We start from the raw sequence: 15,886 nt of genomic DNA, 5'->3' as shown, positions 1-15,886 counted from the left end.
CTGTTCGGGATCGTTCGCCATCTGTCCTGCCTTCTGAATTCCTTGAGCGCCTGTGTAGCGTGTCCGCCGCAGGCGTCAAAGCACAACGGCCCGAATTCAGGCCTGGATGACAATCACGTCCGGATCCGCAGTTCCGGCATACAGGCGTGCAACCTGGTCGTGCCGCCGGTCCAGCGTCCGGCCCTGGTTCATGTAGCCCTTTTCAGTTATTTCACCGGCATCCGCTTCCGGCGGCGTCTCCTGCAACAGCACGCGGGCGATCCGCACCGACGCGTTGGGGTGCGCCGCATTGTGCGTCTGCAGGCCGTCCCTGACCGCCGCCTTGACCTTCGGATGATGCGCCAGCTCTGCCAGCGGCAGGGCCTCGCCCACAAGGCGCTGGCACCAGGCCTCGTTCAGGAAGCCGAGCAGGCAGATTTCGTCCCGGTTGAGACCGCAGACCACGGCATCCGACAGCGCGCCGCCGGATGCCGCCACTGCCTGCACCCGGACCGTGCCCGCCGACACCCATGTGCCGTTCGCCAGCTTGAATTCCTCCGCCGTGCGCCCGTCAAAGGCGAGGCCTTTTTCGGGCCTGTCCGGATCGACAAAGCGCACGGCATCGCCCAAGCGGTAATAGCCTTCCTCGTCAAATGCCTCGGCCGTCTTCTCGGGGTTCCGGTAATAGCCCGGCGTGACGTTGACGCCCTTCACGCGCAGTTCCAGCTTGCCCGCATTCGGCACCAGCTTGAACGTATTGCCCGGCAGTGGCAGGCCGATCAGGCCCATCACGTCATTCGGCCAGTGCACGTTCGACGCTGTCGGAGACGTCTCGGTCGCGCCATAGCCGGCCGACAGCGATATCCGCTCGCCGGTCACTCGCACGGCCACCGCCTGGATACGCTCATAGATATCCTGGCCCATCGCCGCGCCGCCATAGGCCATGCTGATGATGCGCTTGAAAAAGGTCTCGGCCAGCGCGTCGTCCCGTTCGAGTTCGGTTGCCAGCGCCGCCCAGGCTGCGGGCACTGTCGTATGCTGCGTGGTCGGGATTTCCTTCAGGTTGCGGATCATCTCCGGCAGGCGCGCAGGTGTCGGCGCGCCCTGGTCGATATACAGCGTGCCGCCCCAGTCGAGCATGTTGTGCAGGATCGAATGGGCGCCATAGGTGTGGCTCCACGGCAGGAAGTTGCACATCACCTGCGGGCCGCCGGTCATTTCCTCGAGACGGTCCTCGTCCCATACTGATCGGATCATCTTGGCATTGGCGGCCACCATGCCGTGCAGGTTGATCACCGCTTTCGGTTCGCCGGTGGACCCCGATGTCAGCATATAGCTCGCCACCGTCGATGGTGTGAGCCGCGCATAGGCCGCATCGACGGCGTCAGTCGGCGCGCGGCCGAATTGCTCGAGGCGCACTGTCTCGCACCGCTCCGGCGCCGGCCCGCCATGGATCACGAAGCGCCCGTCCACGCCGAGGCCATCGAGGGCGCGCTGATAGGCGGCGCCATCCTCGACATAGATGAATTTCGGCTGCACCAGCGCGTCGATGTATTTCAGCCGGGCGAGGTCCTGGCTCAGCAGCGCATAGGCCGGCGTCACCGGCACCACGGGGCTGCCGGCCCACATGGCGGCATACTTGATCAGCGCATGGTCGACGCTGTTCTTTGACAGCACCATCAGCGGCGCGTCCGGCCCGGCGCCGGCATCAAGCAGGCCCTGCGCCAGGCGCTTCACGATTTCGAGGCCCTGCGCATAGGTCACCTCGCGCCAGCCGTCCTGCTCCGGGGCGTCGACATGGCGCTCGGCGAGCCAGACCCGGTCGGACGTCCTTGCGGCCCACTCGACCAGCGGTGCCAGCATGTGCGGCGGGCAAGGCTTCAGCGGCTGGCCATTGTCCAGGTAGATCGTGCCGTCCGGGCGACGGTCCACTTCCAGCTTGAGGGGAAGATAGGGAACCTCACGGAAAGGCAGATGGGACGTCGTCATGATTGGCCTTGTGTCTTGATATGGATATTCGCGCCGCAGTGCTTGCAATGGACGGCATCGGGATCATGCATCGTCAGCCCGCACGTCTCGCATTCCTGCTTCACCTTGTCAGTCGGTTTCAATATGGCGCGCACCAGGCGGAGGAAAAGGGTCAGGCCCAGCACCATGATGATGATCGCAACCACCTTGCCGCTGTCACCGACCAGCAGGACATCGCCATAGCCGGTCGTCGTCAGGCTGGTGACCGTGAAATACAGCGCGTCGAGATAGGAATTGATGCCGTCATTGACCCGCACCTGCGAGACATAGACCAGGGACGCCATGATGAAGATGAACACGATCAGGTTCGTCACCCGGTCGATCACCTGTTCATTCTCGGACACAAAGCTCCACATTTTCCCGGCACGCTTGATGAACGTGAACGCCCGGATCGCCCGGACAGCACGCAGCACCCGCAGGAAGGCCAGGTTCGCCACCAGGAGCGGCGCGAACATGGTGATCACCACGATGAGATCCGCCCAGGGCAGGAACCGCATCAGGAACTTGCGCTTGTCCTTGGCGATGTAGAATCGCGAGACGAGATCGAACAGGATGACGGCGCCAATCAGGTAATCGACAATGAAGTGCCGCGGGCCTCTCTCTGCGAATGGCGCCAGCAGGAAATAGGCAATCGTCACGAAATCGAAGATCAGCATCGCCCAGCGGAAAATGAACGGCCCGCGTCCATGCCCCTCGTACAGCCAGAACAGCCCCCGGTTCAGCCCCGTGCGGTCACTCATGCAGATCCTGCCTCCAGTCGGCGGTTATGGACCAATTGGCCCGCCAGTGTCACGTGGCAGGCCGCAGAGGCAGGATGGCGCCGATGGCTGAATGTGTTTTGCTGCGCAGGATCACTCTCTTGCTTTCTCGATCTCGGCGAACACGGCTTCGCCGCGGACAAGCTGTTCCTCGATGCCGTAACTGAGGCCGAGTTTCCACCGCGACGGTGAACCAGTCCTGTTTGCGAAAGGCGTTTGTGAGACGGCGGAGGATCATGGTTGCGCCTTCGTGCGGGAAAGGGTGGCTGCATAGGCGTCGAGCCTGTCAGCGATCTGGCCGACATAGATCGTATAGAGGTGCTGGGTGAGCGCCGCATTGCTGACCAGCGCGATGACTTCGGAATTCCCGCAGATGCGGTCCGGCGTGGTCATCTCGTACTGGTCCAGCCCGGCGATGACGTTGGTTCCGGGGCGGGCTTCCAGGTCACTCTCGGTCATCAGGCGCAGGCCCGCCGCAGTGAAAGTGGCCTTTTCGGTGTCCTGCTTGACGCGGACATAGCGCTGCCACTGGTTGTCCATGAACACCATCTGGTCCGCCATTTCGCGGACACTCTCACGAATCTCTGGTGACCCGATCAGCGACAGCCGACCCGTCTCAAGCGCCTCGTTTGCCGATGACAGCGAAAAGCGGGGCGGCGCAAAGTCTCCGATGCCCAAGATCAGTCCCTTCATCTCATCATCCATGGCAAGACAGGTTTCGCTGTTGCCCAGCCGGACGGCGAGACGCTTTGCGTCGGTCAGGATCAATTCGTTCAGTGCGATATAGTCCGCAATGTCGGCGCGCGTGCCTTCGGCCTCAATGCGCAGCCGTGACAGCAGGCCAGCCGCATCGCTGCCTGCGACCCGCGCCCCATTCCAGTTGTTGACCTGCAAACCGATGAACACGCCGAACACAACGATCAGCGTTTCCACCGCGACAGTGAACCAGTCCTGCTTGCGGAAGGCATCCGTCAAACGGCGCAGGATCATATGCCCACGCCTGCCTGTGCTATGCTGCTGTCACGCCTCGCCATCACTCGTCCCCCGTTTGGAGAACTTAACCCCAAATCTCAGCGTGACTAGGGAAAACGCAGGCGCCTAAACGCCTGCCGGCTCCAGCGTCTCGTTGAAGCGGACGGGCTTGCCGCCGCCCTTTGCCACCAGGTCGCCGTCGCGCATCACGAAACCGCCGCGCACGATGGTTGCCACCGGCCAGCCGGTTGCCTCGAACCCGTCATACGGCGTCCAGCCGCATTTCGATTTCGACCAGTCCGTCGTGATCGTTTCCTTGCGCTTCAGGTCCACGACCGTGAAGTCGGCATGATAGCCCTCGGCGATGCGGCCCTTGTCGGCGAGGCCGAACACGCGCTGCGGCCCGGCGCTGGTCAGCTCGACAAAACGCTGCAGCGTCAGCTTTCCGTTGTGCACATGCGTCAGCATGATCGGCACCAGGGTCTGCACGCCCGGCATGCCCGACGGCGACGCCGGATAAGGCCGCGCCTTTTCCTCGATCGAGTGCGGCGCGTGGTCTGATCCCATCACGTCGACGATGCCGGCGTTCAGTGCGCGCCACAGCGCATCGACATGGTGCTGCTCGCGGATCGGCGGGTTCATCTGGGCATAGCCCTTGAGCCGCTGGTAGGCTTCCGGCGCCACCAGTGTCAGGTGCTGCGGCAGGCATTCGACGCTGGCCACGTCCTTCGCATCGCGCAGCATCTCCAGTTCTTCCGCCGTCGTGATGTGCAGCACATGGATGCGCTTGCCCACCTTGCGGGCCAGATTCAGGAGGCGCCGTGTCGATCGCACCGCCGTCTCGACATCGCGCACCACGGGGTGGCTCGTCCAGTCACCGGTCACCGCCAGTTCGCGCCGTTCGGCGAGCCGGTATTCATCCTCTGAGTGAAAAGCCGCGCGTCGCTTTATCGCACGCAGCACCGCTTCGACGCCCTCGTCATCATGCACCAGCAGGTCGCCGGTGGACGCGCCCATGAACACCTTGACGCCACAGCAGCCCTGCGTGCGCTCCATTTCAGCCAGCACGTCGACATTCTGGTGCGTCGCCCCGGCATAGAAGGCGTGGTCAATGTCCATCCGTCCTTTTGCCCGCTTCAGCTTGTCGGCCAGCATCGCCGGGCTGGTGGTGGAGGGATTGGTGTTGGGCATCTCGAAGACAGCGACGACTCCACCCAAAGCTGCAGAGCGTGCGCCAGTTTCGAGGTCTTCCTTCCATTCGAGACCCGGCTCGCGGAAGTGGACCTGGCTGTCGATCACACCGGGCAGGATGTGCAGGCCGGTCGCATCGTAGGTCTCGCCCGCCGCTGCGCCGGAAAGGTCTCCGATCACCGCAATCCGTTCGCCGCGGACGCCGATGTCAACGCGCGCCTCGCCACCGGGGGTCACAACAGTGCCATCGCGCAAGATCAGGTCAAATGTCTGGGTCATGTGTCCCTTATGCAACCACTCGTGAGATGTGTCATCCTGCCACCCGAATTGAGTCTTGACGTTACGCCATGCGCGCAGCACACCTGCAACCAACAGGTGCAGGAGTAGTCATGAAGAGCGAGACCGTCAACACGACGCCCAAGACCGGAATCCACCCTCTTGTGATCGGCATCATCGGCGTCGCAGCCCTGGCGGGTTCATCCTATTTGTCCGTTCCGCTCTATCCCGTCCCGGTCACGTTGCAGACGCTGGTCGTGCTGATGGTAGGGGCCCTTGCCGGGCCCTGGATGGGCGCAACGATCGTGCTGGCCTGGCTCGGGCTTTCAATGGCCGGCCTTCCCCTGCTGGCAGACGGCAAGGCAGGCCTGATGGCGTTTACCGGCCCGACCGGCGGCTACCTCGCAAGCTTTCCGCTTGTCGCCTATCTTGCCGGCTACCTGCCCACGGGCGGGCGGATCCGCTCTCTCGCCCTTGGCCTGGCCGGATTTCTCGCACTTCACGCACTTGTGCTGGCCTGTGGCTGGCTGTGGCTGTCGCATTTCGTGGGCATGCATTCCGCTTTCGTGAATGGCGTCCTGCCCTTCCTCGCCGGTTCGGCGCTGAAAAGCGGTCTCGCTACCGGATTGCTGGCAGCGTGGAAGGACACTGACAAAACGGAACACGCGCACTAGACTGCGCAGATGACGAAACGCGCCCTCCCCAACCGAGCCATCATCCGCCTGACCGGGCCTGACATGCTGGCCCTGCTTGACCGCACAGTGACCCATTCGGTCGACAACTGGCAGACCGGCGAGATGCGCTACGGCGCCCTCCTCACCCCCCAGGGCAAGATCATTGCCGACTATCTCGCCATGCTTGCGCTCGACGACATCTATCTCGACGTGCACGCCGACGCGGCAGACGACCTCGAGCGGCGCCTGCGCATGTTCCGCCTGCGCTCTGACGTGGTCATCGAGCGCCTGACCGAGGATGTCGTCACCGAGGGCAGCTGGGTCGACGTGCGCTCCACCCACTTGCCGCACCGGGCGATCTCGCCAAAGGGCACCATCGGCCTCGAAATGCCGGAAGAAGAATGGCACGCCCACAGGATCGCGGCGGGGGTCCCCGAATGGGGCGCCGACTATCGCGCCACCGAGGTTTTCCCGACCGACGTGAACCTCGATATACTGGGCGGCGTGGACTACAAGAAAGGCTGCTTCGTGGGCCAGGAAGTCGCCAGCCGCATGAAGCGCAAGGGCAAGATCCGCAAGCGGACCCTGCCCGTCAGCGGCGACGCGCTCGTCGTGGGCGCCGACATCATGGCGGATACGCCCATCGGCCGCGTGACCAGTGTCGCCGGGACGGCCGGCCTTGCGCTGGTCCGCACCGACCGGCTGGCTGCGGCAGAGAGCGCCGGGCGCGCGCTGACCTGCAATGGCGCGCCTGTTTCTGTCGACAAGCCCGCCTGGCTGGAATCCGAATTGCTGGCGCTCGCCGCCGATGACTGACCGCCTCCACTGCGCCTGGGCACCGGCGGACGACGCCATCTACCGCGCCTATCATGACGAGGAATGGGGCGTGCCCGAACGCGATTCACGCGCGCTGTGGGAAAAACTCCAGCTCGACGGCATGCAGGCCGGCCTGTCCTGGATCACCATCCTGCGCAAGCGCGACTCGCTGCGCGAGGAATTCGACGGCTTCGATCCCGAACGCCTCGTGCGCTGGACACCGAAACGCATCGACAAGGCCCTGCAGAACCCCGGCATCATCCGCAGCCCCGCCAAGATCGCCGCGACAATCGGCAATGCGCGCGCCTATCTCGACATGATGGCGGCGGGCGAAGACTTCTCCGCCTATTGCTGGAGCCATGTCGGCGGCCAGCCGATTGTCGGCAAATGGACCGATTTCCGCAAAGCGCCGACCTTCACCGACTGGTCCACCGCCATGTCAAAGGACCTCAAGAAACGCGGCTTCAAGTTTGTCGGCCCGACCATTGTCTACGCATGGGCGCAGGCTGTTGGCATGGTCAACGATCATGAGATACACTGCCCCCGGCATGCTGAAGTGCAGAGGAAGTGAAATGCGACTGGCTGTCCTGATCCCGCCCGCGATCCTGCTGTCCGGCGCATGTGCGCACCGCGAGCCATCAACGCCTTTGCCGCAAGCGGCCAGCATCTGCGACGATATTGACAGCGCGTCTGATCGTCAGATGTGCCGCGACCGGCAGGCATCCCAAACCGTTCCGGACGCGCTCGAACGCGACCGAGCCCGCGCAGGCATCCCCCCGAGCCGTTGCTCCCAGGACCCTGTTGCCTGCGAAACCCGGCCCGAGCCGGAACGCTGCGCGATGAACCCAGGCAGTTGCGACCTCAAACCGACGGAGCCCCTATGATGAAACGTCTCGCCGCAAGCCTTCTTGTGGCCCTTCCGCTGGTGACCGCATGCGCCGCCACGTCCGGGCCGGAATACCGCAAGTCGGTCGCCTGGAACCGCTGCGCCAGTTCGCCCGGGCCGGACGCCCGCGCCTCGTGCATCAAGACACAGATTGCCCTCATGGAGGCGGCCGACCGATCCGAAGCCCAGAGCGTCAAGGCCAGCCAGGAAGCGGCCGAAGACCGCCAGGCGAAGCTGGAGGCGCATGGCGTGCCTGCCGACAAGGCAAAACAGACAACCGATTCCGGCCTCAAGCTGCCGAAATAGCAGACCATTCGCATGCCAGTCCGCTCTCGACCCTGTCGATATCGCAGGTTAGACCTGACGGCCTGAACACTCAATTGAACGAAGCGCGGATCGAACCGTGCCGACCTAGAGGGCAAGATGAAAACAGCAGTCATTTCGGCGACCGGCCTCTGGACGCCCCCGAACTCGATTTCCAACCAGGAACTGGTCGATAGCTACAACGCGTGGGCAGACAACTGGAACGCCGCCTATGCCGCCGAGATTGGCGCTGGCACGTTTGATCCGAAAACCCATTCCTCCGTCGAGTTCATCGAAAAGGCGTCGGGCATCAAGTCCCGCTATGTCGTCGACAAGGAAGGCATCCTGGATCCGGGCACGATGGCCCCCCGCATTCCCGAACGCCCGAACGAGCAGATTTCCGTCCTCGCCGAAATGGCCGTGTTTGCGGCGCGTGACGCGCTGGCGCGCGCCGGGCGCAAGCCCGAAGACGTCGATGCGGTCATCTGCGCCGCTTCCAACATGCAGCGCGCCTATCCGGCGATGGCCGTTGAAGTGCAGGCCGCGCTCGGTTGCAGCGGCTTTGCCTTCGACATGAACGTGGCCTGTTCGTCAGCGACGTTCGGTATCCAGACAGCGGCAGATTTCATCCGCAGCGGCAGCGCCAGGTCAGTGCTCATGGTCAATCCGGAAATCTGTTCCGGTCACCTGAACTTCACTGACCGCGACAGCCACTTCATCTTCGGGGATGTCGCGACGGCTGTCCTCGTCGAAGAGGAAAGCATCGCGCCTGCCGGACACTGGAAAATCCTCGGCACCAAACTCAAGACCGAGTTCTCCAACAATATCCGCAACAATTTCGGCTTCCTCAATCGCGCCGCACCGGAAGGTATTGGGGCACCGGACAAGCTGTTCGTGCAGGAAGGCCGCAAGGTCTTCCGTGAAGTCGTCCCGATGGTTGCCAACATGATCGGCGAGCATCTCACCGAGCTTGGCCTGGAAGGTTCAGACCTGCGCCGCATGTGGCTGCACCAGGCGAATGCCAACATGAACCGGCTGATCTCGTCAAAGGTTCTCGGTCACGAAGCGACAGACGACGAGAGCCCGACCGTGCTCGACACCTACGCCAATACATCCTCGGCAGGATCGATCATCGCGTTCCACAAGCATTCGGAAGATTTCGCAGCCGGCGACAAGGGCCTGATCTGCTCGTTCGGTGCGGGCTATTCCGCCGGCACCGTGTTCGTGGAAAAGACGGCCTGAAGCCGCGCCTAGTCTTCGAGCTCTTCGGCGAACATGTCGCCCCACAGGGCACGGCGACTGGCCCGTGCGGCTTCGACGACAACAATGATACAACCGCCGAGCAGGATGCAGAAAGGCAGCGTCTGTCCGGAAACGAATTGGATCATCATGTCGATCATAAGCTGTCCTCTTTGGCTGCGCGGAAATGGCGGCCTGTTACTGTGTTGATGCAACCCTTATGCCGCGAGGGACTTAACACCGCATTTGCCAATGAAGGCGGAAATGGGGTCACTTCGTAACCGTACAGCCTCCGTTTCTTTACCCTTGCTACCAATAGCTTAAAGATGGGTCCCATGAGCACGTCCGTGAAGCGATCTGTTAAGCCTCCCCGCGTCTGGCAACGCATGTTGTCGGGCCGCCGACTCGACCTGGCGAACCCCTCGCCCGTCGATGTCGAGATCGAGGACATTGCCCACGGGCTGGCCCGCGTCGCGCGCTGGAACGGCCAGACCAAAGGCGGTCACGCCTTCTCGGTCGCCGAGCATTCTGTGGTCGTGGAAAACCTGTGCCGCAAGCTCGATCCCGGCCTCAATGCGCGGCAATGCATGACCGCCCTGCTGCATGACAGCCCGGAATACGTCATCGGCGACATGATCTCGCCGTTCAAGGCGCTGCTCGGCGAGAGCTACAAGTCGATCGAAGCCCGCCTGCAGGAAGCCATCCACATCCGGTTCGAACTGGCACCCATCACGCCCGTCAGGCTGAAACGGCTGATCAAGAAGGCCGATCACATCTCGGCCTGGTTCGAGGCGGTCCAGCTCGCCGGGTTTTCCGAGGCCGAATCCAACAAGCTGTTCGGCACGCCGCCCGACGGCATCCGGTTGAAACTGTCACCCAAATCCATTCCCGAAGCGCAGGACGTGTTCCTGGCCCGGTACAGCCAGTTGCACACTGAACTCGAAGCGAGTGCCCGCCGATGACCCTGTCCGTCCTGATTGGCCTTTCGGCGGTCATGGTCGCCGTCGACGATGGTGCACCGCTCGTGCTCATCACCCGCCGAGACACGGGCGAGGATGCCCTGCCGTTCGGCCCGTTCGATCCGGAGCATCACGTCACGTTCGACCTGTCACTGCGCGGCTGGGTGCGCGAGCAGACCGGCTTCGAACTCGGCTATGTCGAACAGCTCTACACGTTCGGCGACAAGAACCGCGACACGCCCGACGCCACGCTCGCATCCGCCCCGCCCTCGGCTCGGGTCATATCCGTCGGCTATCTGGCCCTGACGCCGGACGCCGCCCCGACCGGCGCCCCTTTCGAAGCGCGCTGGCAGGGCTGGTACGGCTACTTCCCGTGGGAGGACCACCGCAACGGTCGCCCCGCCATGATCGATGCCGAACTCGCGCCGCACCTCTACACATGGGCCGCTGGCGATCCGCAGCGCCTTGAGCGCGCCCGCATCGCGTTTGGCCTCGACGCAGCCCGCTGGGACGAAGAGGGCGTGCTGGAACGCTACCAATTGCTCTATGAAGCCGGGCTGGTGGCCGAATGCGCCCGTGACGCCGGCCTGCCCCAGCCCGCTGTCACGTTCGGCGCCCCCCTGGCGTCAGACCACCGCCGCATCCTCGCCACCGCCCTGTCGCGCCTGCGCGGCAAGCTGAAATACCGGCCGGTGATCTTTGAATTGCTGCCGGAGCGGTTCACGCTTTCGGCGCTGCAGCGCACGGTCGAAGGCATCCTCGGCCTGTCGCTGCACACGCAGAACTTCCGCCGCGCGCTGGACAAGACCGGCCTCGTCGCGGGGACCGGGCGGCTTGAAACCGCCACCGGCGGGCGTCCGGCGGAACTCTACGAATTCCGCCGCGACTATGTCAGGGGCATCGCTGCGCCGGGCCTTGCCACCCCGCGCAGGACGCCGGACTGACTATTCGATCCCTTCCGGCTCGCCGACGATCACATAGGTGAAATTGTCCGGCGACAGGTATTGCGCACTGATGCGGTTCACGTCTTCCAGGGTCACCGCTTCCATATTGGCATTGCGCGTATCGAAATAGTCGATGCCGAGGTCTTCCTGCCGGATGGTCATCATCTGGTCGGCAATCTTTGCGTTGGAATCAAAGCCCAGCGCGTAGGAGCCGGTCAGGTAGGCCTTCGCGTCCGACAGTTCTTCCGGCGTGACGCCGTCGGCGACAAACTGGCTGAGTTCGTCACGGATCCCGGCCAGGAACTCGCCAGCGCTCTCGTTCTTGGTCTGGCCACCGCCGCCCCAGGTGTTGAGATGATCCGACGTCGAAAGGCCGGTATAGATGCCATAGGTCAGGCCCTTGTCGACGCGCAGCGTCTTCATCAAGCGGCTTTCGAACCCGCCGCCACCAACCGTGTAGTTCAGCACGTAGGCCGCGAAGAAATCCGGGTCCTTGCGCGCCAGGCCGGGTCCGGAAAACATGACCAGGCTCTGCGGTTGTGGCAGGTCGACGATGATGGGGGCGGGTACGGCCGGCGGAAGCACCACATCAGGCGCCACGTCCAGCGCGCTGGTTTCCGGCAGGTCGGCGAATGCCTTGTCCAGCATGGGCGCCAGGTCTTCCGGCGACACGGCGCCGACAGCGGTCACCAGCAACCGGTCCTTCACCATCATCTGGCGCATCCGCTCACGCGCCAGGTCTGGCGTCAGCGCCTCGATGCTTTCCGCCGTCGTTTGCCGTGCATAGGGGTGATCGGGATAGAGCGCATTCGCCATCGCCGTGCTGGCCAGCCAGTTCGCACTGGTCTCGCGCTGCTTGATGCCGATCTGGGCCTCGCGCTTGTAGCGATCGAACGGGCCATCGTCGAAACGCGGCGCCGTGAACGCGGTGGCGATCAGGTCGATGGCGTCCTGCGCATTGTCGGTCAGCATGGAACTGGAACAGCTGGTCCAGTCGCGTCCCACGCTGCAGCCGAAGCTCATGTTGAGATCCTGCATGCGCGTCTGGAAAGCGAGGGAGTCGAGATCGCCGGCCCCCTCGTTCATGTTGTAGGTGACCGATTCCGACAGGCCTTCCAGGCCTTCGGGATCGGACGTCTCGCCCCCCTTCCACGCCATCTCGAGGGACAGGATCGGGATCGAAGGCTCCGATACCAGCCAGACCGAGATGCCGCCCGGCGTCACGAATTGCTGGATTTCCGCAAAGTCGCCCTTGTGGACATCCACCTTCAGCGCCGGGGGCGCGACGGTTTCAACGATCGTTTGCTCGACGGTTTCCGTAACCGGCTGCGATGCACAGGCAGCCAGGGCCAGAGCGGCGATCGCGCCGCCTATCAGCTTCAATTGGCTCATCCTACTGGTCTCCTTCGGCTGGAACGAGTTCCGCTTCGATGTAATGGCGGTCTTCTGCAAACACCTGGCGCACGGCGGCGATCGCCTCCTCGGTGGTGATCGCACGGACATCGTCCGGATAATCGAGGATGTCGTCGATCGTGCCGCCCAACGCCAGAGTCGAACCAAACTCGTTGGCCATTGTCGACTGGCTGTCACGGGCATAGATCGCCGATGCCGCGAGCGAGTTGCGTGCGCGCTCCACTTCAGCATCGGTAAAGCCTTCGGCGAGCACCTTGCGCACTTCAGCCATCACGGCCGTTTCGAGTTCGTCCAGCGTCACGCCGTCGACCGGGCTTGCCGCGATGACCGCAGGTCCCGCGTCGTGCAGGCCTGTCCAGGCATAGGTGTTGACGTTGATTGCGATCTTCTGGTCTTCAACCAGCGCCTGGTAGAGGCGGCTTGTCATGCCGCCACCCAGCACTTCCAGGCCGACATCCAGCGCGAACGCCGCGTGCCGGTCACGTACCTGCGAGACCCCGTTATAATACCGGCTCCAGCTTGGCTGACGCACCTTCGGGTCGGAATGCACGATACGGTCGTTCTTGGTCAGCAACGGCACCGGCGCCCACTTGCGGGTGCCATCGACCGTGCCGGTGGGCTCGATCTTGCCATAGACGTCCTCGGCCATGACGCGCACCTCTTCAGGTTCAACGTCACCGACCACGACCAGGATCGCATTCTCGGGCGAGTAATACTTCTTGTAGAATGCCATGCCGTCTTCGGGCGACAGCCTGGCCACTTCGTCCATCTTGCCGATGACGGTGATTTCGTAGGGATGGCCCTTCCAGAACTCCGAGAGAACCTGCTCCTGGAGGATCACGCCCGGATTGTTGTCGATCCGCTGGCGGCGTTCTTCCTTGACGACGTCGCGCTCCGAGATGAACGGCCCCTCGGGGTCGTCATTGATCTTCAGGTTGCGCATGCGCTCGGCTTCGAGCTCCATCATCCGGCGCAGCTGGGGCTTGGCGACGCGCTCGAAATAGGCCGTGTAGTCCCAGCTTGTGAAGGCGTTCAGCTGGCCGCCATTGCGCTGCACGATGGTCGTGAATTCTTCAGGCCCGAGATTTTCGGTTTCCTTGAACATGACGTGTTCGAACAGGTGCGCCAGGCCGGACTTGCCCTCGTCTTCGTCGACTGCGCCGACCTTGTACCACACCATGTGCGTCACGACCGGTGCGCGGTGATCGGGCACCACGACGACTTCCATTCCATTGTCGAGGACAAAGGCTTCAGGGGCCCAGCCGGAATCGTCGGCCTGCGCACCCGGAACCATAAACGCGAGAGCAAGCAGCCCTCCGGTAATGATCCGTTTCATGGGCTTACTTCCTTCTATGCGTAATCGTCATCCTGCATGCAGCAGATCAGGTTCCCGGCAGCTTGAGGCGCGCCGTTGCGCCTGATTGTTCAATCACCACGGGCTCGCCGCCGGTTGCATTGTCGTCCTGCGTTGCGGCGATATCGTCCGCATTATCCTTGCGCCAGAACAACAGCTTGTCCACAGCGCTCGTCGACTTGCGGATCGTCTTGGTCTCTTCATAGTCGACCTGCGAGCGGATCAGCGGGTTCACCGCATTCGCGCCTGCAGCCGCAACAAGGGCCCGTTCGGACAGGCTGGCATTCTGGCCGATATTCGTTCCGAAAGCGGTCGCCACGGCCGCCCGGCCGGGATCCACTTCAGCCGGAAGCGAGCCGCCGGCAGTCGGGGGACGCAGCGAATATTCCGGCGGCACGATCAGCGGAGCCTGCGTGACCACACGAAACTCGTCGGGCGTGCGTGCGCCGCTCCTTCCGGAACTGCAGGCAGTGGTGACAGCCAGAGCCGCTCCAACTGCGATCAACATTACAGGTTTCATCATGATACGGCGTCCTCGCCTGTGAGTGGTATCGGGTTTAAGTCTCTGGTTTTCAGGCCTTAGCCTGCTTTCGGCCCGACAGTAAGAACTGATCGACAAACAGCAAGACCGCACCAACACTAATCGCAGCGTCGGCAACATTGAAGACCCACGGGAAATGCAGGGCCCCGGCATTGATGAAATCGACCACGGCGCCGAAACGCACCCGGTCGATCAGGTTTCCGAATGCGCCGCCAACCACCAGTGCCAGCGACAGTTTCAGCAAACGGCCCTCGGCGCGCAGCAACCAGACCATGAAGCCCAGTGCGATCACCAGCATCAGGGCCGCCAGCACCCAGCGCATGAAGCCTTCCGATTGCAGGAATCCATAGCTCATGCCCCGGTTCCAGAGCATGCTGAAATCGATCGGGCCCGGCAACGGGATCGTCCCGCACGTGTTCGGCTGGGTAAGGCAGCCCATCGCGTTGAACCTGGGCTCGGACAGCACCAGCCATTTCGATACCTGGTCCGCCAGGACGACAACAGGCACGAGGGCCAATGCCCAGATATTCGCCGGATTGAACTTCATGGCGAGCAGATTGCAGACACCGCCCCGCCGATCAAGCGATTCTCTGCACAGCCAGGGCGCCGCCACCGCACCGCGATGGCGGGAATGCCCTAGGCCGGGTTCGTCAGCTTCAGCACGAACCGGTCGGTCTGGCCGCGCACCTCGGGATCAAACACGAGCTTGGTGTGATCGTCCGTGTCATTCGACAGGACATTCGATTGTGCCTCGACCACAAATCCTGCCGCTTCGGCCGATGCTATTGCCAGCGCCGGGTCGATCCGGTGCAGGTCCGTATTGGCGCCGTCAGGCGCGCCGACATGGTCGATCAGGCCCAGAACGCCGCCGGGCTTCAGCGTGGTTCGGATGGCCGCAAGGAAGCCGACGGCCGCTTCCGGCCCGTAGGCATTGTAGACGTCGTGGAAGTTGAGTGCGGTGATCGCCACATCGACGCTGCCCGCCGGGATGGTCAGGGCCGACAATTCGTCATCCTTGCGCACCACATTGGCCAGCCGTCCGCCTTCGAGGCGTGCCGTCAGTGCCTTGTCATAGGCGCGGTCGTTCAGTTCCAGCGCCGCTTCGCTGTTCTGGGCGTAGACTGTTCCGTCCGGCCCGACGGCGATCGACAGGACTTCGGTGTACCAGCCACCCGACGCAATAAAGTCTGCCGCCGTATCACCCGGCTTCAGGCCCAGGAATGCCAGCACGTCAGCCGGCTTGCGGCCCGCATCGCGTTCCTTTTCAGCGGCGGGGCGGGTTTCAGCCGACGCCAGCGCCGCAGTCACGGCAGCAATATCAATGACCGACGGCGCGGCCATCGCCGTTTCGTCCACCGTGGCGTCCATCATCGTCTCCGCCGCGGCCTCTGGCGCAGCGGGCGCCGCGACCAGCGTCGCTTCCGGCGCCTCTGCGACCGGCGTTGCACACGCCCCCAGCAGCACGGCACCCACAATTCCAATGGCGAGATATTTCATGACCTGTCCCTCCCGATCACCATTATTGTTATTGGCCGTGATCGTAGACGCGCGCC

17 protein-coding genes are annotated in these 15,886 nt (G+C 63.3%); 7 read left to right on the top strand and 10 right to left on the bottom strand.

Annotated features, from left to right (window positions below):
• Positions 1–96: 96 nt before the first annotated feature.
• The 4 genes from HJO_RS14465 to HJO_RS14450 all read right to left on the bottom strand — a co-directional run bounded on the left by HJO_RS14465 (position 97) and on the right by HJO_RS14450 (position 5,207).
• Entirely contained in the window at positions 97–1,968 is a 1,872-nt protein-coding gene (locus HJO_RS14465) for a feruloyl-CoA synthase (RefSeq protein ID WP_035618206.1), read from the bottom strand.
• Complete coding sequence (locus tag HJO_RS14460; protein ID WP_035618203.1) at positions 1,965–2,747, bottom strand: potassium channel family protein; 783 nt, start codon at positions 2,745–2,747, stop codon at positions 1,965–1,967. Before HJO_RS14460 ends, HJO_RS14465 begins: the two co-directional genes overlap by 4 nt.
• Before the next feature lie 252 nt (positions 2,748–2,999).
• Positions 3,000–3,755: a hypothetical protein gene (locus HJO_RS14455; protein ID WP_035618202.1), complete on the bottom strand. Its 756-nt coding sequence runs from the start codon at positions 3,753–3,755 to the stop codon at positions 3,000–3,002.
• A gap of 108 nt (positions 3,756–3,863) precedes the next feature.
• The gene (locus HJO_RS14450) at positions 3,864–5,207 is read right to left on the bottom strand and encodes a dihydroorotase (RefSeq protein WP_035618199.1); all 1,344 of its coding nucleotides are present in this window, start codon (positions 5,205–5,207) and stop codon (positions 3,864–3,866) included.
• Positions 5,208–5,317: 110 nt separating this feature from the next.
• Between HJO_RS14450 and HJO_RS14445 the strand changes: the two genes are divergently transcribed.
• The 5 genes from HJO_RS14445 to HJO_RS14425 all read left to right on the top strand — a co-directional run bounded on the left by HJO_RS14445 (position 5,318) and on the right by HJO_RS14425 (position 9,125).
• Complete coding sequence (locus HJO_RS14445; protein WP_084142049.1) at positions 5,318–5,878, top strand: biotin transporter BioY; 561 nt, start codon at positions 5,318–5,320, stop codon at positions 5,876–5,878.
• Between the two features lie 9 nt (positions 5,879–5,887).
• Positions 5,888–6,694 carry a CAF17-like 4Fe-4S cluster assembly/insertion protein YgfZ gene (ygfZ, locus tag HJO_RS14440; RefSeq protein ID WP_035618196.1) on the top strand — a complete coding sequence of 269 codons (807 nt, stop codon included), beginning with the start codon at positions 5,888–5,890 and terminating at the stop codon, positions 6,692–6,694.
• Positions 6,687–7,265, top strand: coding sequence for a DNA-3-methyladenine glycosylase I (locus HJO_RS14435; RefSeq protein ID WP_035618194.1), 579 nt, complete (start codon positions 6,687–6,689; stop codon positions 7,263–7,265). The genes ygfZ and HJO_RS14435 overlap by 8 nt, the downstream gene beginning before the upstream one ends.
• 312 nt (positions 7,266–7,577) lie before the next feature.
• Positions 7,578–7,886 (top strand): hypothetical protein, encoded by a 309-nt coding sequence (locus tag HJO_RS14430; protein ID WP_162173839.1) that lies wholly within the window; start codon positions 7,578–7,580, stop codon positions 7,884–7,886.
• A 117-nt stretch (positions 7,887–8,003) separates the two neighbouring features.
• Positions 8,004–9,125, top strand: coding sequence for a beta-ketoacyl-ACP synthase III (locus tag HJO_RS14425; RefSeq protein ID WP_035618188.1), 1,122 nt, complete (start codon positions 8,004–8,006; stop codon positions 9,123–9,125).
• A gap of 8 nt (positions 9,126–9,133) precedes the next feature.
• On the opposite strand, the gene HJO_RS18455 is transcribed toward HJO_RS14425, so the two are convergent.
• The gene (locus HJO_RS18455; RefSeq protein ID WP_162173838.1) at positions 9,134–9,283 is read right to left on the bottom strand and encodes a hypothetical protein; all 150 of its coding nucleotides are present in this window, start codon (positions 9,281–9,283) and stop codon (positions 9,134–9,136) included.
• Between the two features lie 174 nt (positions 9,284–9,457).
• On the opposite strand from HJO_RS18455, the gene HJO_RS14420 reads away from it, so the two are divergent.
• Positions 9,458–10,084: a YfbR-like 5'-deoxynucleotidase gene (locus HJO_RS14420; protein WP_035618186.1), complete on the top strand. Its 627-nt coding sequence runs from the start codon at positions 9,458–9,460 to the stop codon at positions 10,082–10,084.
• Positions 10,081–11,025: an NUDIX hydrolase gene (locus HJO_RS14415; RefSeq protein WP_035618183.1), complete on the top strand. Its 945-nt coding sequence runs from the start codon at positions 10,081–10,083 to the stop codon at positions 11,023–11,025. Before HJO_RS14420 ends, HJO_RS14415 begins: the two co-directional genes overlap by 4 nt.
• On the opposite strand, the gene HJO_RS14410 is transcribed toward HJO_RS14415, so the two are convergent.
• The 5 genes from HJO_RS14410 to HJO_RS14390 form a co-directional block, all read right to left on the bottom strand.
• Positions 11,026–12,417, bottom strand: coding sequence for a M16 family metallopeptidase (locus HJO_RS14410; RefSeq protein WP_051618649.1), 1,392 nt, complete (start codon positions 12,415–12,417; stop codon positions 11,026–11,028).
• 1 nt (position 12,418) lies between these two features.
• Positions 12,419–13,774 carry a M16 family metallopeptidase gene (locus HJO_RS14405; protein WP_035618180.1) on the bottom strand — a complete coding sequence of 452 codons (1,356 nt, stop codon included), beginning with the start codon at positions 13,772–13,774 and terminating at the stop codon, positions 12,419–12,421.
• 46 nt (positions 13,775–13,820) lie between these two features.
• Entirely contained in the window at positions 13,821–14,315 is a 495-nt protein-coding gene (locus HJO_RS14400; protein WP_035618178.1) for a DUF3035 domain-containing protein, read from the bottom strand.
• 49 nt (positions 14,316–14,364) lie between these two features.
• On the bottom strand, positions 14,365–14,880 hold the full coding sequence (lspA, locus tag HJO_RS14395; RefSeq protein ID WP_051618666.1) for a signal peptidase II: 516 nt from the start codon (positions 14,878–14,880) through the stop codon (positions 14,365–14,367).
• A gap of 89 nt (positions 14,881–14,969) precedes the next feature.
• Positions 14,970–15,830 (bottom strand): class I SAM-dependent methyltransferase, encoded by an 861-nt coding sequence (locus HJO_RS14390; protein WP_051618648.1) that lies wholly within the window; start codon positions 15,828–15,830, stop codon positions 14,970–14,972.
• Between the last annotated feature and the right edge of the window lie 56 nt (positions 15,831–15,886).

It is taken from the genome of Hyphomonas johnsonii MHS-2, assembly GCF_000685275.1.
GTDB lineage: Bacteria > Pseudomonadota > Alphaproteobacteria > Caulobacterales > Hyphomonadaceae > Hyphomonas > Hyphomonas johnsonii.
Note: the sequence above shows the minus strand (reverse complement) of the source record. Positions and strands in the feature narration are given on the sequence as shown.